Origin of the sequence: Amycolatopsis cynarae (assembly GCF_026802195.1) — a bacterium.
Classification (GTDB): Bacteria; Actinomycetota; Actinomycetes; order Mycobacteriales; family Pseudonocardiaceae; genus Amycolatopsis_E; species Amycolatopsis_E rhizosphaerae.
In genome coordinates, this window is record NZ_CP113836.1 from 5,614,531 (window position 1) to 5,633,542 (window position 19,012).

The 19,012-nt window shown below is 71.7% G+C and carries 18 protein-coding genes; 9 read left to right on the forward strand and 9 right to left on the reverse strand.

All coding sequences use genetic code 11. From position 1 onward, the window contains the following. Nucleotides 1–46: 46 nt before the first annotated feature. The 5 genes from fahA to ORV05_RS26920 form a co-directional block, all read right to left on the reverse strand. Nucleotides 47–1,216 carry a fumarylacetoacetase gene (gene fahA / locus ORV05_RS26900; RefSeq protein WP_268754786.1) on the reverse strand — a complete coding sequence of 390 codons (1,170 nt, stop codon included), beginning with the start codon at nt 1,214–1,216 and terminating at the stop codon, nt 47–49. Further along, complete coding sequence (locus tag ORV05_RS26905; RefSeq protein ID WP_268754788.1) at nt 1,213–2,046, reverse strand: hypothetical protein; 834 nt, start codon at nt 2,044–2,046, stop codon at nt 1,213–1,215. The genes fahA and ORV05_RS26905 overlap by 4 nt, the downstream gene beginning before the upstream one ends. Next, nucleotides 2,043–3,239 (reverse strand): homogentisate 1,2-dioxygenase, encoded by a 1,197-nt coding sequence (locus tag ORV05_RS26910; RefSeq protein WP_268754789.1) that lies wholly within the window; start codon nt 3,237–3,239, stop codon nt 2,043–2,045. Before ORV05_RS26910 ends, ORV05_RS26905 begins: the two co-directional genes overlap by 4 nt. Nucleotides 3,240–3,306: 67 nt before the next feature. Then, nucleotides 3,307–3,831, reverse strand: a complete 525-nt coding sequence (locus tag ORV05_RS26915) for a MarR family winged helix-turn-helix transcriptional regulator (RefSeq protein WP_144592951.1) — start codon at nt 3,829–3,831, stop codon at nt 3,307–3,309. 120 nt (nt 3,832–3,951) lie between these two features. Further along, a complete protein-coding gene (locus tag ORV05_RS26920; RefSeq protein ID WP_268754790.1) occupies nt 3,952–4,779 on the reverse strand; it encodes an endonuclease/exonuclease/phosphatase family protein in 828 nt (275 codons plus the stop codon). Nucleotides 4,780–4,929: 150 nt separating this feature from the next. On the opposite strand from ORV05_RS26920, the gene ORV05_RS26925 reads away from it, so the two are divergent. The 9 genes from ORV05_RS26925 (at nt 4,930) to ORV05_RS26965 (ending at nt 14,298) form a co-directional block, all read left to right on the forward strand. Further along, nucleotides 4,930–5,280 (forward strand): ArsR/SmtB family transcription factor, encoded by a 351-nt coding sequence (locus ORV05_RS26925; RefSeq protein ID WP_268754791.1) that lies wholly within the window; start codon nt 4,930–4,932, stop codon nt 5,278–5,280. Next, nucleotides 5,280–5,765, forward strand: a complete 486-nt coding sequence (locus ORV05_RS26930) for an NADH-quinone oxidoreductase subunit B family protein (protein WP_268754792.1) — start codon at nt 5,280–5,282, stop codon at nt 5,763–5,765. Before ORV05_RS26925 ends, ORV05_RS26930 begins: the two co-directional genes overlap by 1 nt. After that, nucleotides 5,762–7,762, forward strand: coding sequence for a proton-conducting transporter transmembrane domain-containing protein (locus ORV05_RS26935; protein ID WP_268754793.1), 2,001 nt, complete (start codon nt 5,762–5,764; stop codon nt 7,760–7,762). Before ORV05_RS26930 ends, ORV05_RS26935 begins: the two co-directional genes overlap by 4 nt. Next, nucleotides 7,759–8,718, forward strand: coding sequence for a respiratory chain complex I subunit 1 family protein (locus tag ORV05_RS26940; RefSeq protein WP_268754794.1), 960 nt, complete (start codon nt 7,759–7,761; stop codon nt 8,716–8,718). Before ORV05_RS26935 ends, ORV05_RS26940 begins: the two co-directional genes overlap by 4 nt. A gap of 10 nt (nt 8,719–8,728) precedes the next feature. Then, nucleotides 8,729–9,391 carry a hypothetical protein gene (locus ORV05_RS26945; protein ID WP_268754795.1) on the forward strand — a complete coding sequence of 221 codons (663 nt, stop codon included), beginning with the start codon at nt 8,729–8,731 and terminating at the stop codon, nt 9,389–9,391. Continuing rightward, nucleotides 9,391–10,869, forward strand: a complete 1,479-nt coding sequence (locus ORV05_RS26950; protein WP_268754796.1) for a proton-conducting transporter transmembrane domain-containing protein — start codon at nt 9,391–9,393, stop codon at nt 10,867–10,869. The genes ORV05_RS26945 and ORV05_RS26950 overlap by 1 nt, the downstream gene beginning before the upstream one ends. Further along, on the forward strand, nt 10,866–12,356 hold the full coding sequence (locus ORV05_RS26955) for a hydrogenase large subunit (protein WP_268754797.1): 1,491 nt from the start codon (nt 10,866–10,868) through the stop codon (nt 12,354–12,356). The genes ORV05_RS26950 and ORV05_RS26955 overlap by 4 nt, the downstream gene beginning before the upstream one ends. A 104-nt stretch (nt 12,357–12,460) precedes the next feature. Beyond that, on the forward strand, nt 12,461–12,766 hold the full coding sequence (locus tag ORV05_RS26960; protein WP_268754798.1) for an SHOCT domain-containing protein: 306 nt from the start codon (nt 12,461–12,463) through the stop codon (nt 12,764–12,766). A gap of 113 nt (nt 12,767–12,879) precedes the next feature. Next, nucleotides 12,880–14,298 (forward strand): MFS transporter, encoded by a 1,419-nt coding sequence (locus ORV05_RS26965; protein ID WP_268754799.1) that lies wholly within the window; start codon nt 12,880–12,882, stop codon nt 14,296–14,298. Between the two features lie 48 nt (nt 14,299–14,346). Here the strand turns inward: ORV05_RS26965 and ORV05_RS26970 are convergent, their stop codons facing one another. From ORV05_RS26970 to ORV05_RS26985, 4 genes are read right to left on the reverse strand one after another with little or no spacing between them, the layout of a single operon-like run. Next, on the reverse strand, nt 14,347–15,732 hold the full coding sequence (locus tag ORV05_RS26970; protein ID WP_268754800.1) for a GH1 family beta-glucosidase: 1,386 nt from the start codon (nt 15,730–15,732) through the stop codon (nt 14,347–14,349). Between the two features lie 38 nt (nt 15,733–15,770). Continuing rightward, on the reverse strand, nt 15,771–16,670 hold the full coding sequence (locus tag ORV05_RS26975; RefSeq protein ID WP_268754801.1) for a carbohydrate ABC transporter permease: 900 nt from the start codon (nt 16,668–16,670) through the stop codon (nt 15,771–15,773). Between the two features lie 10 nt (nt 16,671–16,680). Further along, nucleotides 16,681–17,598 (reverse strand): carbohydrate ABC transporter permease, encoded by a 918-nt coding sequence (locus ORV05_RS26980; RefSeq protein WP_268754802.1) that lies wholly within the window; start codon nt 17,596–17,598, stop codon nt 16,681–16,683. Nucleotides 17,599–17,607: 9 nt separating this feature from the next. Further along, nucleotides 17,608–18,879, reverse strand: a complete 1,272-nt coding sequence (locus ORV05_RS26985) for an ABC transporter substrate-binding protein (RefSeq protein WP_268754803.1) — start codon at nt 18,877–18,879, stop codon at nt 17,608–17,610. Nucleotides 18,880–19,012: the final 133 nt, after the last annotated feature.

Here is a 19,012-nt window from a genome sequence, read left to right on the forward strand (position 1 = left end):
GACCCCTCACGGCCGCTGAGCACTGTGAGGGGACCCCTCACGGTGCTCAGCGGGCGGGGAGGATGCGGCCGCGCACCTCGCCGAAGCCGATGCGGCCGCCGCGGGTGCCCGGCGCCGTGGCCGAGATGACCACCTCGTCGCCGTCGGCGAGGAAGGTGCGCTCCTCGCCGTTCACCACGACCGGCTCCCGGCCGCCCCAGCTCAGCTCGATGAACGCGCCGCGCTGCTCCTTCTCCGGCCCGGAGATGGTGCCCGAGGCGTAGAGATCACCGGTGCGGCTCGCGGCCCCGTTGACGGTCATGTGCGCCAGCATCTGCGCCGGGGACCAGTACATCTCCCGGTACGGCGGGCGGGAGACCTCCTGCCCGTTCCACGACACCGTGAGCTCGATGTCCAGCCCCCACGGCTCGCGCTCGGTCAGGTAGGGCAACGGGGCCGGGTCCTGCCCGGGGGTCGGGACGCGGGCCGCCTCCAGCGCCGCCAGCGGCACCACCCACGGCGAGATCGAAGTCGCGAAGCTCTTGCCGAGGAACGGGCCGAGCGGCACGTACTCCCACGCCTGGATGTCCCGCGCCGACCAGTCGTTGACCAGGACCGCGCCGAACACCCGCTCCGCGAACTCCTCCACCGGCACCGCGGAACCCAGTTCGGATCCGGTGCCGACCAGGAAGCCCAGTTCGGCCTCGATGTCGAGCCTGCGGCTCGGCCCGAACGTCGGCGCTGCCTCGTCCGGTGCCTTGCGCTGGCCGCTGGGCCGCACGATGTCGGTGCCCGAAACGACCACTGTCCCGGCGCGCCCGTGGTAGCCCACCGGCAGGTGCTTCCAGTTCGGCATCAACGGCGCCGAGTCCGGGCGGAACAACCGGCCCAGATTGGTCGCGTGGTGCTCGGAGGCGTAGAAGTCGACGTAGTCGGCGACGGCGACCGGCAGGTGCAGGGTCACCGCCCGCACCGGGTGGACGGCCGCGTCCGGCACCTCGCCGGACACCAGCTCGGTGATCCGTTCCCGGACCTCGTCCCACCGCCGCCGCCCCTGCGCCATGAACGCGTTCAGCGTCGGCTGCGCGAACACCTCGTCCCCGAGCGCCGCCGCGAGGTCCACCACCTGGTCCCCGACGCGGACGCCGACTCGCGGTCCGGTGCCGGGGGTGGAAAACACCCCGTAGGGCAGGTTGTCCAGCCCGAACAGCGAGCCTTCCGCAACGTCGATCTTCACGCCTTCGCTCCGTCTCCACCCAGCGCGCCCGCCGCGACCAGGTCCAGCTCCACGAGTTCGGTCAGCGGTTCGAGGATGTCGCACGTACCGAACGACAGGAACCGCCCGCGAACTTCTTCCTCCACAGTGGACACCCGATGCGCCACCGCCGCCCGGTCGCGCTCCGCCAGTGCCGCCACCACCTCCGGCTCCGCCGCACCCCTGGCCGCCAGTGCGGTGGCCAGCAGCAGGTTCAGGTAGCCGTGCTGCTCGAACCCGGTGACCGGATCGGTGTTGCGCACCGCGTGGTGCAGGCCCGCGGTGGCCTTGAACGGGACCTCCGCGCGCACCGCGGCCAGGATCGCGGCCGCCAGCTCCGTCTCGTCCGGGTACAGCTCCGCGCGCACGCCTCCGGTGCGGAACTTCGCGCGGTGACCGGTCTCCGCGCAGGCCGCCAGCGTTCCGGGCCGCCGCTCGTCCCGGGGCACCTCGACGAAGACGGGCGCCGGCGCGGCTTCGATCGCGGTGAAGAACTCCGGCACCCCCATTCCGGCCGGGATCGGGATTTCCAGTCCGGCCAGGCGCGCGGGCGACGAGGCCATCGCCTCGAGGACCGCGGGCAGTCGGGCGGGCCCTTCCGGCAGCGTCACCGACACCTCGACGGCGCCGATCTCCAGCCCGGGCAGCGCGGACGCGGGCAGCACCAGCGGCCCCACGATTTCGCGGTAGGCCGCGGCCAGATGCCGCGAGTGCGCGGGCACCGCGTCGGCCAGTGGCATCGACCCGGGCGGGAAGACTGCGGCGTCGTCGAGCAGGCCGCGGAACAGGGGCGGGATCAGCGGTGCGGTCACCGGGGCCCCCGGCCGGACCAGGTCCACGCGTAGCCCTCGTCCTCGGTGGCCGCACCGCCCTCGCCGAGTTCCAGCGGGCGGAACGTGTCGACCATGACGGCGAGTTCGTCGAAGAACTCGACGCCGATGCTGCGCTCGTAGGCGCCGGGCTGCGGGCCGTGCGCGTGCCCGCCGGGGTGCAGCGACACCGAGCCCTGGCCGATGCCGGAACCCTTGCGGGCCTCGTAGTTCCCCCCGCAGTAGAACATCACCTCGTCGGAGTCCACATTGGAGTGGTAGTACGGCACCGGGATGGCCAGCGGGTGGTAGTCCACCTTGCGGGGCACGAAGTTGCAGACGACGAAGCCTGCGCCCTCGAACACCTGGTGCGCGGGCGGCGGCTGGTGCACGCGGCCGGTGATCGGCTCGAAGTCGGCGATGTTGAACGTGTACGGGTACAGGCAGCCGTCCCACCCGACCACGTCGAACGGATGCCGGGGGTAGACGTAGCGGGTGCCCACGATCCCGGCGCCGCCCCGGTGCTTGACCAGGACCTCGACGTCCTCGCCCTCGGCCAGCAGCGGCTCGGCCGGGCCGTGCAGATCGCGCTCGCAGAACGGCGCGTGCTCCAGGAACTGGCCCCACTTGGACAGGTAGCGGCGAGCGGGGACGATGTGGGAGTTCGCCTCGATGAGGTAGACCCGCAGCGGGGTGTCCCCGGAGGGCACCCAGCGGTGGGTGGTGGCGCGCGGCAGCACCACGTAGTCGCCGGTGCGGAACGGCAGGACGCCGAAGACCGTTTCTACCACGCCTTCGCCGGACTCGACATAGGCGCATTCGTCGCCGATCGCGTTGCGGTACAGGGGAGACGACTCTCCCGCGACCACATAGGACAGCCGGACGTCGGAGTTGCCCAGCACCAGGCGGCGGCCGGTCACCACGTCGTGCCGCTTCCACTCCTCGCCGGGGAACAGGTCGTGGAGCTTGAGGTGCCGGGGCTTGAGCGGATGGTTGGCCTGGGTGGTCAGATCCGGGAGCTGCCACGGCGACGCGTCCACGAGCGCGGACGGGATGTGGCGGTGGTAGAGCAGCGACGAGTCGCTGGAGAAGCCTTCCTCCCCCATCAGCTCCTCGTAGTACAGACCGCCGTCCGGGGTTCGGAACTGCGTGTGCCGCTTGGGCGGGATCTCACCGACCTGCCGGTAGTACGCCACGATCGGGCCTCCTTGCCTTCGAACCGATGTTAGTAAATGTATTAACTAGTTCGCCGGGAGGCAAGGGTCAGTTCCGCCCGCGCACGTCGAACTGGGTGCGATTGGTGATCAGCTTGTCCAGCAGCATGATCAGGATGCGCTGCTCGGTCTCGGTGAGCACACTGGCCCACTCGTGCTCGCGCTCGTTCTGCGCGCGGAACACCTCGAGCATCTCCCGCCGCCCCCGCTCGGTCAGCGACAGCAGCACCGAACGGCCGTCGTGCTCGCCGGGTGCGCGCTCCAGCATGCCCTCCGCGACCAGCGTCTTCGTCAGGTTCGACACCGCGGCGCGGCTCATCCCGGTCAGCTCGGCGGCCTTCTTGGCCTCCAGCGGGCCCGCCAGCCACGTGACGAACAGCAGCCGGAAACCCGACCACGACCGGCCTCGCGGCCGGTGCACACTGGCCTCCAGGTCGTAGGTGACGATGTTCGACGCCCGGTTCAGGGTCAGGAGCACTTCGGTGGCCAACTGGTGCCGGAACCCGAACTCCCCGGCCAACCGGGTGTTCGCGAGCTCCACGAAGGACCAGAAGTCCAACTCGTCCGCGGTCATGGCGCCCACCCTACCCAAACTAGTTAACAGATGAACTACCTCGGGTAGTGGCATGCGGCCGTGAAGGGTCCCTTCACAGTCGATCCGGCCGTGGAGGGACCCTTCACGGCAACGGGGTGGTCAGGGATGGGGGAGGTGCAGGCGGGCGAGGACGGGGCGGTGGTCGGAGGCGAGTGTCGCCACCGTCCGGGTCGCCTCGACGGTCACCTCGGGTGAGACGGTGATCAGGTCGATGCGGCGGTCCGGCGCGGCCGCCGGGTAGGTGGGCTCGCCCTGCGGCGCGGCGTCGCGCACGCTCCCCCACAGCGCGGACAGTTCCGGTGCGCCCGGCTGCGCGTTGAAGTCCCCGACGAGCACCTTCGGCCCGCGATCGGCGGCGAGGATGCCGAGCATGTCGTTCACCTGGGCGCGGCGGACCGACGGGTCGGAGCGGTAGTCCAGGTGCGTGCAGTAGACGTGGACGACCGTGCCACGGACGTTCACCGCGACCTCGGCGAAGCCGGGGGCCGGGGCGGGCACCGGGTCGGGCACCTGAGTGGACAGCCGCGTGATCTCGTGGTTTTCCGCCGACAGCACCGGGTAGCGGCTCAGCACGGCGACCCCGAACCGGCGCCGGGGGGCACCGGCCGTGGCGGGGTCGAGGTCGTAGATCGGCGCGAAGAACACGCGCATCCCCAGGCGGCTCGCCAGTTCCCGGGCCTCGTCGGTGTAGTCGCTGCGCGCACCCCAGCGCACGTCGACCTCCTGCAGGCCGACCACGTCGGCGTGCAGCGAGCGGATCGCCTCGGCGGTCCGGTCGAGGTCGAAGACGTCGTCCTCGCCGGCTCCGGCGTGGATGTTGTAGGTGGCGACGGTCAGCGGAACCTCGTGCGCCTCGGCGGGCACGGGTGCGGCCAGTGCGGCCGCGAGGGCGAGTGCGGGCAGGAGCGCACCGATCGGGAGTCTCATATCCCCGCACCCTACGAACCCGGCGTGACCGCCGCTCCCCCTTTCCGTGACGATCCCCCGTCTTCCCGGTGAAGGCGCACCCCACGGCAGCCAATACTTGAGGACTTGCTAATATCTGCAATTGCTAAAGTCACTCCGGAGGGAGCGAGGGTGAGCAAGCCCCTCTACCAGGCCAAGGCCGAGTTCTTCAAAACACTGGGACATCCCGCCCGCATCCGGGTTCTCGAACTGCTCAGCGAGCGCGAGCACGCGGTGGCCGAGATGCTCGCCGACATTGGCATCGAGGCGACGAACCTGTCGCAGCATCTGGCGGTGCTGCGCCGCGCGGGTCTCGTGGTGACCCGCAAGGAGGGTTCCACCGTCTTCTATTCGCTGACCAGTCCCCACATCGCGGAGTTCCTGCTGGTGGCGCGCCGGATCCTCACCGGTGTGCTCACCGGCCAGGTGGAACTGCTGGCGGAGATGCGGGTCCCGGCGGACACGGCCGAGCGGAGCGAGTAGTGCTGGCCCTGTGGCGCAAGATCCGCCGCCACGGCACGGTGGCGGAACCGGCTCCGCCGCGCCCCGAGGGCGGGCGGCCGCCCGCGGCGAAGGCGCTGGGCGGCTCGATCCAGGTGCGGCACGTCGACGCCGGTTCGTGCAACGGCTGCGAGGTCGAGATCGCCTCGGCGTTCGGACCGGTCTACGACGTGGAACGCTACGGGGTCCGCCTGGTGGCCTCACCGCGGCACGCGGACGTCCTGCTGGTGACCGGGCCCGTGACCCGCAACATGGCCGAACCGCTGCGGCGCACCTACGAGGCGCTGCCCGGCCCCAAGCTCGTGCTCGCCCTCGGCGACTGCGCGCGGAACTGCGGCCTGTTCGCCGGGGCCTACGGGGTCACCGGCCCGGTGTCCGACGTGATCCCGGTGGACCTGGAACTGTCCGGCTGCCCGCCCCGCCCCGAAGCGATCGTCGAGGCCCTGCGGAAGCTGACCGGCCGATGACCGCGGCGGCGGCGGGCTTCGCACTGGCGGTGGCGCTCGGGGCGCTCACCTCACTGTCTACTGTGGCCGCTTCGCGCCGAGTGCGGCCGGTCGTGGGCGGGCTGGGCACCGCGCTGGCCGGGGCCGCCGGGCTGGCCTCGGGCATCGCCGTCCTTTCCGGACAGTCGTTCTCCGTGTCCTGGCAGGGTCTGCTGCCGCTGTCCGGGGTCGCCTTCACCGCCGACCCGCTCGCCGCGCTGTTCCTGGTGGCCACCGGCGGGGTGGCGATCGCGGCCGGGATCTACGGCATCGGCTACGCCCGCGACGATCTGGCCTCCCGGCCCCCGCAGGCGGTGTTCCCCCTGTTCGTGGTGGCGATGCTGCTGGTGCCCGTCGCCTCGACGGTGGGCACCCTGCTGGTCTGCTGGGAACTGATGGCGCTGGCCTCGCTGGCGCTGGTGCTCGCCGAACACCGGCGCCGCGACGAGGTGGCGTCGGCGGGCCGCTGGTACGCGGTGATGACGCACCTCGGTTTCCTGGCCATCCTCGCCGGATTCGCCGTCCTCGCCGCGCACGCCCCGGCCGATTCCTTCGACGGCCTGCGGCAGGCGCACCTCTCCCCGCACATCCGGGATCTGGTGTTCGTGCTGACGCTGGCGGGCTTCTCCTCCAAGGCGGGCATCCTGCCGCTGCACGCGTGGCTGCCCCGGGCCCATCCCGAGGCCCCCAGCCATGTTTCGGCGCTGATGTCGGCGGCAATGGTGAACCTCGGCGTGTACGGGATCGTGCGCACCGGGTTCGACCTGCTCGGCGGCGGTCCGCGCTGGTGGTGGCTGGTCACGCTGACCCTGGGCGCGCTCTCCGCGATCCACGGGATGCTCCAGGCGGCCATGGGCACCGACCTCAAACGCCTTCTGGGCTATTCGACGACCGAGAACATGGGGCTGGTCCTCGTCGGCGTCGGCGCGGCGGGCCTGTTTTCGGCCACCGGCCACCGGGAACTCGCCGGTCTCGCACTGGCCGCGGCGCTGTTCCACGTCCTCGGCCACGCCGCCTTCAAGACGTTGCTGTTCCTCGCCGCCGGTTCGGTCCTGCACGGGACCGGGACGCGCGACCTCGACGCGCTCGGCGGCCTGCGCCGCCCGATGCCGTGGACCACGGCGCTGTTCGGGGCCGGGGCACTCGCCGCGTCGGCGCTCCCGCCCGGCACCGCCTTCGTGTCCGAATGGCTGCTGCTGCAGGCGCTGGTGCACGGCCTGCCCGCGGGCGGGGCCCCCACCGCGATCGCGATGCCGCTCGCGGTGGCCTCGATCGCGCTGACCGCGGGACTGGCGGTGGCCACGTTCGTCAAGGCGTTCGGGGTCGGCTTCCTGGCCAGGCCGCGGAGCGAGGGCGCGGTGCGGGCGCACGAAAGCCCGCCCACGATGCTCATCGGCATGGGCCTGGCCGCGGCGGTCGCGGTCGTGCTGGCCCTGGTGCCGTCGCTGGTGCTGCCCGCCGTGGGCCGGGCCGCCGGGCTCGGCGATCCGGCCGCCGCCGGACTGGTGACGGTGCGGCTCACCGCGGTCGCGGGCTCGCTGTCCCCGTTGCTGCTCACCGCGGGCCTGCTCGGCGCCACCGTGGTGCTGGTGGCGGCGCTGCGGGCCGTCGGCGCGCGACGCGCCCGGCAGGCGGCCCGGCTGTGGGACTGCGGCGCGGGGCCGCTGACCGCGCGGATGGAGTACACCGCGACCTCGTTCGCCGAGCCGCTGCAACGCGTCTTCGACGACGTCGTGCGACCGGAAACGGACGTGGACGTCAGCCACTACGAGGAATCCGCGTACCTGGTGTCCGCGGTGGCCTACCGCCGCAAGGTGCCGGACCGCATCGAACGGCGGTTCTACCGGCCGGTGCTCGACGGCGTCGCCCGGTGGGGGCAGGCCGGGCGGTGGCTGGCCAACGGCAGCGTGCACCGGTATCTCGGGTACGGGTTCTACACGGTGGTCACGGTCCTGATCGTGCTGGCGGTGACCCGATGAGCGCCGGGGTGGTCTCCGCACTGGTCGTCGGCATCGTGCAGCCCCTGCTCGTGGTGGCCGGGGCGCCGCTGCTGACCGGCCTGATGCGCCAGGTGCGGGCCCGGCTGGAGGGCCGCGCGGGCGCCGGGATCGCCCAGCCGTGGCGCGATCTGCGGAAGCTGTTGCTGCGCAAGGAAACCTTCACCCCGAACGGCACCACAGAAGTGTTCCGGCTGGCCCCGCTCGTGCTGGTGGCGACCACGCTGGTGGTGTCGGTGGTCGTGCCGTTCGTGGCCACGGCCTCGCCGGTGCCCCCGGTGGCGGACCTGTTCGCGGTGGTGGCCCTGCTCGCGCTGGGCACCGTCGTGCTGGCGCTGGCGGGACTGGACACCGGGACCGCGTTCGGCGGGATGGGCGCCAGCCGCGAGATGACGATCATCGCGCTGGTCGAGCCCACCCTGCTGGTGTCGATCTTCGCGCTGTCCGTGCGGGTCGGCTCGACGAACCTGTCGGCCATCGTGTCCTCGACCGTGCACGACCCGGCCCGCGTGATCTCGCCGGTGAGCCTGCTGGCGCTGGTGGCGCTGGCGGTGGTGATCGTCGCCGAGACGGGGCGGCTGCCGGTGGACAACCCGTCCACGCACCTGGAACTGACGATGATCCACGAGGCGATGGTGCTCGAGTACGCGGGCCCGGACCTCGCACTGGTCGAACTGGCCTCGGCGATGCGGCTGACCGTGTTCCTCGGTCTGTTCGCGAACCTGTTCGCGCCGTGGGGGATCGCGACCAGCGCGGCTCCGCTCGCCCTGCTGGCCGGGATCGGGGCGGTGGTGGTCAAGGTCGGCGTGCTCGGGACCGCGCTGGCCTTCGGCGAGGTGTTCCTCGCGAAACTGCGGCTGTTCCGGGTGCCCGAGCTGCTCGCCGGGTCGTTCCTGCTGTCCCTGCTGGCCGTCGCGGCCTCGTTCTTCCTGGCGTGAGGGGGCCGCTGTGACCGAAACGCTGTACGTGCAACTGCTGGACCTGACCTGCGGCGCGTTGTTGCTGACCGCGGTGCTGATCCTGTGGCGGCGCGAACTGACGATGATCATCCGGGTGTTCGCGGTGCAGGGGGTGGCGCTGGCGGCCCTTGTCGCGGTGCTCGCCGCGAAGGAGCGTTCGCCGGAACTGTGGGCGGTGGCGGCTGGCCTGCTCGTGCTCCGCGCCGGCATCCTGCCGCGCCTGCTGCGCCGGGCGCTGACCAGGGCCAAGGCCGCGCCCCGGGAAACCCGGCCGCTGGTCAACGTGGCGGCGTCGCTGCTGGCCGCGGCCGTGCTCACCCTGCTCGCCTACGCGGTGTCCCAGCCGCTGGTGAAGCTCGCACCCTCGGCCGCCACGCAGGCGATCCCGGTCGGTCTCACCGTGGTGCTGATCGGCCTGTTCGTGCTCGTCACGCGCCGCCGCGCGCTTTCGCAGCTGGTCGGCTTCCTGTTGCTGGACAACGGGATCACCGCCGTCGGTTTCCTCACCACGGCCAGCCTCGGGCTGCTCGCCGAGGTGGGGATCTCGCTCGACCTGCTGCTGATCGTCCTCGTACTGCAACTGCTCGCCACCCGCATGCGGGAGACCTTCGGCGGCACCGATCTCGACGAGCTGAGGGAGCTGCACGACTGATGCCTGCCCTGTTCCTGCTCGCCCCGGTCGCGATCCCGGTGCTCGCCGCGCTGGCCTACGCCGGGCTGGGCTGGCGGCGCGCGACGGCGTGGACCGCCGCCGCGAGCGCCGCACTGGTCCTGGCCTCCGGGGTCGTGATCGCCGTCGATGTCGCGCGGACGGGGCCGCGCGACGCCCTTTCCGGGTTCCTGCGGGCCGACGCGCTGTCGGCGTTCATGCTGCTGGTGATCGGCGCGGTGGCGCTGGTGGCCGCCGCCGCCACCCCGTCCTACCTGCGCGGTGAACGGGCGGCCGACCGGCTGAGCGCGCGCATCGCCACCCGGCACAGCGTGCTGGTGCAACTGTTCCTCGCCACCATGACCCTCGCCGTGCTCGCGGCCGACCTCGGCGTGGTGTGGGTGGCGATCGAGGGCGCCACGATCGTCACCGCGCTGCTGGTCGGGCAGGACCGCACGCGCACGGCCGTCGAAGCGGCGTGGAAGTACGTGGTGATCTGCTCCACCGGTATCGCGCTCGCCCTGCTCGGAGCGGTCGTGCTGAACTACGCGGGTGCGCGGGCGGGCGCCGGGCTCGACCTCGCCGCGCTCACCGCGCACGCCGCCGCCCTCGACCCGGGTGTCACCCGCATCGCCGTGGTGCTGCTGGTGCTGGGCTTCGGTTCGAAGGCCGGGCTCGCCCCGCTGCACGCCTGGCTGCCCGACGCGTATTCGCAGGCTCCGCCGCCGGTTTCGGCGCTGATGTCGGGCGCGCTGCTGCCGGTGGCCTTCTCCGCGATCCTGCGGGTCAAGGCGATCTCGGATGTCGCGCTCGGCCCGGCGTTCCTGCGCACGCTCCTGGTCGTGATGGCGCTGGCCTCGCTGGCACTGGCCGCCTCGCTCCTGCTCGCCCAGCGCGACTACCGGCGCATGCTGGGCTACTCCAGCATCGAGCACGCCGGGCTGATGGCGCTCGGCGCGGCGATCGGCACCCCGCTCGCGCTCGCCGCGGTGCTGCTGCACATGCTCGGGCACGGGCTGGCCAAGGGCGTGCTGTTCGTCGGCGCCGGGCGGATCCGGCAGCTCACCGGCAGCGGAGCCGTCGGCAAGGTGCGCGGGCTGGCGGTGCGCTCGCCACTGCTGGCCGGTTGCTTCGGCCTCGGCGTGCTGGCCCTGATCGGGCTGCCCCCGTTCAGCCTGTTCGCCAGCGAACTCGGCATCGTCCGGGCGGGTTTCGCCGGCGGGCTCGGCGTGTTCACCGCGGTGGCGCTGGCACTGGTCCTGGTGATCGGCGCCGCACTGGTGAACCACACCAGCCGCATGCTCTTCGGCCCCGCGCCCGAAGGGCCCGGGGCCGCCGCCGCACCGTCCCGCCTCCCGGTCACGGTCGCGGCCGCACTCGTGGGCGGGCTCGCCCTCGCCGCCGCGCTCGGCATAGCGGCCGGGCCCCTGACCACCCTGCTGCATCTGGCTGCCAGCACCCTCACCGGAACGACACCATGACGCCCCAGCCGCACCGCGAAACCCGCCACCTGTCCGCCGCCGAGCTCCCGGCACAGGTGAAGTCCTTGCTCGGCGCCGGTTTCCGGATCGCGCTGGTCGCCGGGCACGACGACGGCGACGGCCTGCGCGCGGTGTACGTGTGCACCGCGGCCGGTCCCGACCGGCGCGTCGAACTGCATGTCCACCTCGACCGCGACCGGCCCCGCGTGCCGACCCTGGCCGGGCTGTCCTTCCCGGCGGGCCGGTTCGAACGCGAGATGCGGGATCTGTTCGGCATCGTGCCGGAGGACCACCCGCTCCCCCGCCGTCTCGTGCGCCACTTCCACTGGCCGCGCGGCTGGTATCCGATGCGTTCGGACGCGGGGAGCCCACCGGAGTTCGGCGCGGTGGACGGGCCCTATCCCTTCCGCACCGTGGAGGGCGACGGTGTGTACGAGATTCCGGTGGGCCCGGTGCACGCGGGGATGATCGAGCCGGGCCACTTCCGCTTCTCGGTGGTCGGCGAGACGATCCTCAACCTCAAGGCCAGGCTCTGGTTCGTCCACAGAGGACTGGAACGGCTGTGCCAGTCTCGGCGTCCGGAGGAGGTCCTGCCGCTGACCGAGCGCGTCAGCGGGGACACCTCCGTGGGGCACTCGCTCGCGTTCTGCCTCGCCGTCGAAGAGGCGTACGGGATCACGGTGCCCGAGGACGCGCAGCGCGTCCGGGCGATCCTGCTGGAGCTGGAACGGCTCTACAACCACGTCACCGATCTCGGCGCGCTCTGCAACGACACCGGCCACAGCATCCTGAACAACCAGGCCGGGCGCGTGCGGGAACTGCTCCTGCGCCTCAACGAACACGTCAGCGGGGACCGGCTGCTGCGCGGTGCCCTCCGCCCCGGCGGCGCGGCCCTCCGCCGCGAACCCGACCCCCATGAGCTGGCCGCCCTCGGCACCGACGTCGCCGAGATCGTCGCGCTCGCGCTGGGCAACAGCGTGGTCGCCGACCGGTTCACCGGCACCGCGGTGCTCACCCGCCAGCAGGCCGAGGACCTCGGCACCCTCGGCTACGTCGCGCGGGCCAGCGGGCTGCGCGCCGACGCCCGCGCCGATCATCCCTTCACGGACACCGGTTTCGTCCGCCCCGTGCACGCCGTGACCAACGGCGACGTGCTGTCCCGCTTCCAGGTCCGCGCCGACGAGGTGGCGCACTCGATCGCGCTGATCGCGAGCCTGTCCGCCGGGCTCACCGGGCTGTCCGCCCACGTCCCGCTCCCCGCCCGCCCCGCGACCCGGTCCGGTCTCGGGATCAGCGAGGGCTGGCGCGGCACCATCGTGCACCGCGCCGAACTGGACGCCGACGGGATCCTCACGCGGCTGAAGATCGTCGACCCGAGTTTCTTCAACTGGCCCGCACTGCCCGTCGCGCTCACCGACACGATCGTTCCGGACTTCCCCCTCACCAACAAGAGCTTCAACCTCTCCTACGCGGGCAACGACCTCTGAAGCCGCCCGGGACTTTGGGCCTCGCGCCCGGCGACCTAGGGCCGTCGCCCGGCGGTGGGCGGCGGAGCAGGGTGGAGTCGTCGGCTGAGAAAAGGGGCTCCACGATGATGTACTGGTACGGCAACGGCATGGGCTGGGGCTACGTCCTGATGACCGTGACCACGGTGCTGTTCTGGGCGCTGGTGATCGCCGGTGTGGTCGCCCTGATCCGCTACCTCTCCCGGAAGCCGGGTGGCACGAGTGGCACGGGCGGCACCGCGGGCACGGGCGGCGGTCCGGCGGCACCCTCGCGTCCCACCCCGGAGCAGTTGCTGGCCGAGCGGTTCGCGCGCGGGGAGATCGACGAGCAGGAGTACCGGCGGGGCCTGGAGGTGCTGCGCGGCGAGCACCACACCCCCAGTCAGCCCTGACCCCGGAGAACCCGCCGAGATATACCCCCCTCCCGTACTTGCGCGGGACGGGGGTGATCTTCTACTGTCTTCCACCAGATACCCATACCCCCTATTGGTAGCTGGTGGTTGTGATGACGGAACAAAACGCGGATCCGCGACGCTGGTGGGCACTCGGCTTCCTCGCACTGGCCCAGTTCGTGGTGATCATGGACACCTCGATCATCGGGGTCGCACTGCCCCGGATGCAGGCCGACCTCGGCTTCACCACGGACAACCTGTCCTGGATCTTCAACGCCTACGTGATCGCCTTCGGCGGCCTGCTGCTGCTCGGCGGCAGGCTCGCCGACCTGCTCGGCGCCCGGAGGCTGTTCGGCGCGGGCTGGGCGCTGACGCTGGCCGGCTCGGTGGTCGCCGCGCTCGCGGGCACGGCGGGCATCGAACTGCTCGGCCGCGTCCTGCAGGGCGCCGGGGCCGCGCTGATCGCGCCCGCCGCGCTGACCCTGCTGATGACCCTGTTCGGCGCCCGGCCCCGGGAACTGACCAAGGCGCTCGCGCTCTACGGTGCGGCGGCCCCGGCCGGAGGCACCGCGGGTGTCTTCCTCGGCGGCGTGCTCACCCAGTGGCTGTCCTGGCCGTGGATCTTCTGGCTGTACGTGCCGATCTCACTGGTCGCACTGGTGGCCACGCCGCTGCTGATGCCCTCCGCACCGGCCCGCCGCGGGGCGATCGACGTGGTCGGCGCGCTCGCCGTGACCGCGGGACTGGGCCTGGTCGTCTTCGCCGTCGTGCGCGCGCCGCAACTCGGCTGGGGCTCGGCCGCCACACTGGGTGCGCTGGCGGGCGGTGTCGCCCTGCTCGCGCTGTTCGTGGCGCTCCAGCGCGCACGCCGCGTCCCGTTGGTGCGGCTGGGCATCTTCCGCACGCCCGGTCTCGGCGGGGCGAACCTCGCGCAGTTCCTGCTCGGCGCCGCGTGGATCCCGATGTGGTACTTCCTCAACCTGTACCTGCAGCAGGTCCTGGGCTACGGTGCCTTCGCCAGCGGCGCCGCGCTGCTGCCGATGACGGTGCTGATCGTGGTGCTCATGGTGGCCGTGGCCCCGCGCCTGATCGCCCGGTTCGGCGCCAGGCCGCTCATCGTCGGCGGCCTGTGGGCCCTCGCGGCCGGCCTGGTGTGGCTGTCCTTCGCGCGGCCGACCGGCACCTTCGTCCTCGACGTGCTCCCGGCGTCCCTGGTCGCCGCGCTCGGGCAGGCACTGGCCTTCATCCCGTCGCTGGGCACCGCCATCTCCAGCGCTCCGCCGGAAGAAGGGGGCCTGGCCTCCGGCATCGTGAACACCGCGTACCAGATCGGCTCGGCGCTGGGCCTGGCCACGATGACCGCGGTGGGCGTGTCCTTCGGCGCCGGGAATCTCGGCGACCCGGTCGCGCTGACCGGCGGGTTCTCCGCCGCCTTCCTCGGCGCGGCCGGGATCGCCGCCGCCGGTGGCTTCCTCACGCTGGCCACCCTGCGCCGCGCGGCCCGGCCCGCGGAAGTGGCCCAGGCGGCGTGAGGCGGCACCGGGAGCAGCCCCGTGAGGGAGAGGCTGCTCCCGGCCGGCTCATCCGCGCTGGGCGCGGAGGACGTCGCGGTACCAGTGGTAACTGGCCCGCGGCGTCCTCTCCTGCGTGGTGTAGTCGACGTGCACGAGGCCGAACCGGTACTTGTACCCGTGCGCCCACTCGAAGTTGTCCAAAAGGGACCAGACGAAGTACCCGCGCAGGTCCACCCCCGCTTCGAGCGCGTCGTGTGCCGCGCGGAGGTGGTCACGCAGGTAGTCGATCCGGGCGAGGTCGGTGAACCTGCCGTCGGCGTCGCGCTCGTCGGCCTGGACACAGCCGTTCTCGGTGACGTAGACCGGCGGCAGTTCTGGGTAGCGGCGCCACAGGTCCACCAGCGCCTCGGTCAGCCCCTGCGGCTCGACCGGCCAGCCCATGCCCGTGCGCGGCACGTCGGGCAGGCGCGTGGTGTCGATGCCGATGTCGATCGCGGTGCGGGCGGCGGGATCTGGCTCGTGGTGCGGCGCGTCGGCGACGTGCTGGCGGTAGTAGAAGTTCAGCCCCAGGTAGTCCAGCGGGGTCGAGATGATCTCCAGATCGCCCGCGCGCCGGAACGAGAAGTCGCTGATCGCCCCGAACAGCTCCGCGTAGTCCTCGGGAGGGCGGCCCGCGAACAGCGGCTCGGTGAACTGGCGGCGCAGCAGGCAGTCGTGCCGCCGCGCGGCGGCCACATCCGCCGGATCGTCGCTCACCGGCACCGAAGGCGACTGGTTGAGCACGATGCCGAACCGGTGGTCCGGCCGGGCCGCCGACCGCATCGCGCGGACCGCCAGCCCGTGCCCGAGCAGCAGGTGGTGCGCCGCAGCCAGTGCCCCGTGCCCCTCCCGCGCGCCCGGCGCGTGCCGCCCCTCGGCGTAACCGACGATCGACGAGCAGTAGGGCTCGTTGAGCGTGGTCCAGTTCCGCACCAGATCGCCCAGCGCCTCCTGCGCCACGACGGCGTAGTCGGCGAACCGCAGCGCGGTGTCGCGGACCCGCCAGCCGCCGCGGTCCTCCAGTTCCTGCGGCAGGTCCCAGTGGTAGAGCGTGGCGAAGGGCTCGATCCCCTCGGCGAGCAGCGCTTCACACAGCCGCCGGTAGAAGTCGAGGCCGCGCCGCTCCACCCGGCCCGAGCCGGACGGCTGGATCCGGGACCAGGACAGGGAAAACCGGTAGGCGCTCACCCCGAGCTCGCTCATCAGTGCCACGTCGGTCTCCCACCGGTGGTAGTGATCCGCGGCCACGTCACCGGTCTCACCCCCCGCGATCGCGCCCGGGACGCGGCCGAAGGTGTCCCAGATGGACGGTCCGCGGCCGTCCTCGGCCACCGCGCCCTCGATCTGGAAGGCCGAGGTGGCCACCCCGAACCGGAAGCCGTCCGGGAACCGCGGAACCTGCTGCGCACTCATGAACTGCCCTTCTGGGGAACGGGAAATGGTCGAGCCGGTCATCCCTTGACGGCTCCCTGCATGATTCCGCCGACGATCTGCCTGCCGAACAGCAGGAACACGGCGAGCACCGGCACCGTGCCGATGGTGGCGGCGGTGAGCACCAGCGTGTAGTCGGTGCTGTAACCACTGGCCAGTGTGGACAGTGCGGTCTGCACCGTCGGGTTCTCGGGGACCAGCACCACCAGCGGCCAGAAGAAGTCGTTCCAGGCCTGCATGAAGGTGAACAGCCCGAGCACCGCGGCCGCGGGCCGGGCGGCGGGCAGCACCACGTGCCAGAACAGTCGCAGCGTGCCGCAGCCGTCCATCCGGCCCGCCTCCAGTAGTTCGTCCGGCACCGCCCGCTGCAGGTACTGGCGCATGAAGAACACGCCGAACGCGGTGACCAGGCCGGGCACGATGACCGAAGGCAGCTCGCCCGCCCAGCCGAAGTCGCTCATCATCATGTACAGCGGGATGACGCCGAGTTCGGTGGGGATCGCCTGGGTCGCGACCACCACCAGCATCAGCACCGAGCGGCCGCGGAACTTCAGCTTGGCGAAGGCGAAACCGGCCAGCGTGGAGAACAGCACCACACTCACCGTGACCGTGCCCGCGACGATCAGCGAGTTGGCCAGCGCGAGCGCGAAGTCGGTCTGGTCGAAGACGCGCTCGATATTGGCCCACAGATGCCCGCCGGGCACGAGCACCGGCGGCACCCGGTCCACCGCGTCCGGTGTCTGCGAGGACACCACGAACGACCAGTAGACCGGGAAGGCCGAACCGGCGAGCACGGCCGCCAGCGCCGCGTAGGTCCACGGGCTGACCAGCAAGCGCAGGCGTCCGCCCCGCCGCCGCGCGGCCCCGGCACCGGCCGGGGTCGCTCCGGCCGGGATCCGGGCTTGCAGCGTTTCCGTCATGTCGGCTCCCTCAGTCCGTGGAGATCCGGCGGGTCACCAGGTAGCTCACCCCGGTGATCAGCAGCGTCGCCAGCAGGAGCAGCCACGCGATCGCCGAGGCGTAGCCGAAGTCGAACTTGGTGAACCCCTGCTCGTACAGGTACAGCGCGGCCGTCTGGAACTGCCGGTCCGAACCCCCGGTGGCCGCGGCGGTGCCGGGGTTGAACAGCAGCGGCTCGGCGAGCAGCCGCATGTTGCCGGTGGTCGCGATCACCGAGGAGAAGATGATCTGCGGCCGCAGCATCGGGATGGTGATGCGGAAGAACTGCTGGCGCCCGGTGGCCCCGTCGAGCGTGGCCGCTTCGTACAGGTTGGACGGGATCGCCTGCATGGAGGCCAGGAAGATCAGCGCGTGGTATCCCGTCCACCGCCACACCACCATCGCCGCGATCGCGGTGTGGGAGGTGGCGGTGCCCGCCTGCCAGTCGACGTGCCCGCCCCCGAACAGCCCGAGCACCCAGTTGACCAGCCCGAAGTCCCGGCCGAACAGCTGCGCGAAGATGATCGTCACCGCGGCCACCGAGGTGATGTTCGGCAGCAGCACCCCCATCCGGAAGAAGGTGCGGGCGCGGATGCGGCGGTTGAGCAGGTGCGCGATCGCCAGTGCGAGCACGATCTGCGGCACGGTGGTCATCAGCCAGAGGCTCACCGTGTTGCCCATCGCGTTCCAGAAGTACGGGTCGTGCCACAGCAGCTGGGCGTAGTTGCCCAGCCCCACCCACCGCGCGGAGTCGCCGTCGAGCAGGTTCCGGTTCTGCAGCGACACCCACCCCGTGTAGAGCAGGGGGAACAACCCGAACGTTCCGAAAAGGACGAAATACGGTGCGATGTAGACGTAGGGTGCGAACCGGCTGTCCCACCGGTGCGCCCGCTCCTGCTTCAGCCGCATCCGCACGCCTCAGCCGGACAGCTTGCCGACGTCGGTGAGCAACTGCGCCCACGACTGGTCGGGGCTCTGCTTGCCCTGTTCGACCCGCAGCATGGCGTTGCCGATCTCGGTCTGCACGTCGCCCGCCTTCGGGCCCTGGTACTGCGGCTGCAGCTGCCGCGCCGCGTCGGTGAACAGCTTGCCCACCGGAGCGTCGTTGAAGAACGGGTTGCGGTAGCCGGTGATCGACGGATCGTCGTACAGCTTCGGCGTGGACGGCAGCAGGCCGTTGGTGGTGAACACCTTCGCCTGCTGCTCCGGCGCGGTCAGCCACGCGGCGAGCTCGACGGCCTGGCTGATGTGCTTGCCCTGTTTGGGCACGGTCAGGTACGAGCCGCCCCAGTTGCCGCCGCCCCCGGGCACCGCGGCCACGTCCCACTTGCCCGCGGTGTCCGGCGCCTGGTCCTTGATCTTGGCCATCATCCAGGCCGGGCAGGTCACCGTGGCAAACTGCCCCTGCTTGAAACCGGTGTTCCACTGCGGCGTGCTGTACAGCAGTCCGGCGGACAGTCCGTCGTGCACGCCCTGGGCGACCAGGTCCCAGCCGCGCTTGATGTCGGCGTTGTTCGCCAGCACGAGCTGGTCGGAGCGGTCGTAGTAGCCCGTCGGCGCCTGACCGACGATCGCGTTGAGCACGGTCGGCCCGCCGTCGAACCACTTCACCCCGGCCGGGGCGTGCGCCTGGAACTGCCTGCCCGCGGCCATGAACGCCTCCCAGGTCGGCCACAGGGCCCGCAACTGCTCGCGGTCGGTGGGCAGCCCCGCGGCCTGGAGCAGATCACGGCGGTAGCAGATGGCCAGGCCGCCGACGTCGGTGCCGTAGCCGATCTGCCTGCCGTCACGAGCCAGTGAGGCCTGCCACTTCCAGTCCAGCCAGCGGCTCTTGAGCTGGTCGCCGCCCTGCGCGTTGAGGTCGGTGAACCGGTCCGGGATGGCCTTGAACTGGGCGATGTAGCCGGTGTCCACCGCCTCGATGTCGGCGGCGCCGTTGCCGGTGGCCAGATGCGAGGCGAGGTTCTTGTGGTGGTCGGAGTAGGACGCGGTGCGGGCCTGGATCTCGATCCCGGGATGCGTGCGCTGGTACTCCTCGAACAGTTGCTGGTAGCCGAAGTTGCCGAACAGGCCGATGGTGATCTTGGTGGTCCCGGCGCCGGAACCACCGCAGGCGGTGATCAGGCCGGTGCCGAGCAGGCCGGCGAGCAGGATGCCCGCCAGGCGGCGTGGGGTTCTGGGGAGGCGCATTCCGCGGTCCTTCTCCTTTTTCGGGCACGGCGATGTGACGAAGGGAGGAATCGATGAAAGAACCGGCCGGGTGCCGGTTCCGGGTGGCCGGCCGGGATGTGGTGCGGAGTACATGACAATGCCGGAGACGGGG

Excerpts from the sequence above, each read along its gene's own strand:
- ORV05_RS26915 (WP_144592951.1), bottom strand. The coding sequence starts at position 3,831 with ATGACCGCGGACGAGTTGGACTTCTGGTCCTTCGTGGAGCTCGCGAAC.
- ORV05_RS26920 (WP_268754790.1), bottom strand. The coding sequence starts at position 4,779 with ATGAGACTCCCGATCGGTGCGCTCCTGCCCGCACTCGCCCTCGCGGCC.
- ORV05_RS26935 (WP_268754793.1), top strand. The coding sequence starts at position 5,762 with ATGACCGCGGCGGCGGCGGGCTTCGCACTGGCGGTGGCGCTCGGGGCG.
- ORV05_RS26940 (WP_268754794.1), top strand. The coding sequence starts at position 7,759 with ATGAGCGCCGGGGTGGTCTCCGCACTGGTCGTCGGCATCGTGCAGCCC.
- ORV05_RS26950 (WP_268754796.1), top strand. The coding sequence starts at position 9,391 with ATGCCTGCCCTGTTCCTGCTCGCCCCGGTCGCGATCCCGGTGCTCGCC.
- ORV05_RS26955 (WP_268754797.1), top strand. The coding sequence starts at position 10,866 with ATGACGCCCCAGCCGCACCGCGAAACCCGCCACCTGTCCGCCGCCGAG.
- ORV05_RS26960 (WP_268754798.1), top strand. The coding sequence starts at position 12,461 with ATGATGTACTGGTACGGCAACGGCATGGGCTGGGGCTACGTCCTGATG.
- ORV05_RS26965 (WP_268754799.1), top strand. The coding sequence starts at position 12,880 with ATGACGGAACAAAACGCGGATCCGCGACGCTGGTGGGCACTCGGCTTC.
- ORV05_RS26970 (WP_268754800.1), bottom strand. The coding sequence starts at position 15,732 with ATGAGTGCGCAGCAGGTTCCGCGGTTCCCGGACGGCTTCCGGTTCGGG.
- ORV05_RS26975 (WP_268754801.1), bottom strand. The coding sequence starts at position 16,670 with ATGACGGAAACGCTGCAAGCCCGGATCCCGGCCGGAGCGACCCCGGCC.
- ORV05_RS26980 (WP_268754802.1), bottom strand. The coding sequence starts at position 17,598 with ATGCGGCTGAAGCAGGAGCGGGCGCACCGGTGGGACAGCCGGTTCGCA.
- ORV05_RS26985 (WP_268754803.1), bottom strand. The coding sequence starts at position 18,879 with ATGCGCCTCCCCAGAACCCCACGCCGCCTGGCGGGCATCCTGCTCGCC.